Here is a 624-nt window from a genome sequence, read left to right as displayed (position 1 = left end):
AACGGGTTTTTTCTATCAAGCGAATATGTATCTGAAACGTAAGCAGCCAGAATTAGCAAAACCCGTATTTGAGCGCTTAATCAGGCAGGCGCCTCATTCGCCTCAAGCGAAAAACTTGTCATCGATTATGGCCATTCAGGGAGAGAAAAGAGCGGATTATCAGCGCGCTCAGTTGCTTGCAAAATCTGGTCGTTACGATGAAGCGATTCAAGCTTACAAAGCTCTTTTTCCAAATGGAATGCCATCACCAGCATTACAACTTGAATTCCTACAGTTGCAAAGTAATTTGCCTGGCAGTTGGAGCTCGGTAAAACAGGGACTGGAACGTTTAAATGCAAATTATCCTAGTGTTCCGTCTTTTCAACTCGCGTTAGCCAACCACATTCGCAAAGAGAATCCTGCCGATCCATGGATTCTCGATACCTATAAAAAGTTAGCGCTTGCTCCTTCGGTTGGAACAAATGCGGCAACGTCGTGGTTGCGTGCATTGGATCAATTGCCTATTTCAGATCAAGTTGTTCAGCAATATGCCATTTTAGCTAGCTACTACCCGTCTGACATGGAGATTCAAAGAGCGAATCAAAGCGCGAAAGATCGCTGGAAAAAGGAAAAGGAACTACGAAA

General features: G+C 44.1%; 1 protein-coding gene. It reads left to right on the top strand.

Annotated elements, in window-relative coordinates:
• The coding region (locus R7Q46_RS28050) for a tetratricopeptide repeat protein (protein WP_318078419.1) at positions 1-624 on the top strand (624 nt) is incomplete at both ends.

The sequence above is a fragment of the Vibrio sp. 811 genome, from assembly GCF_033339195.1.
This window is presented reverse-complemented; position numbering and strand designations above follow the sequence as displayed.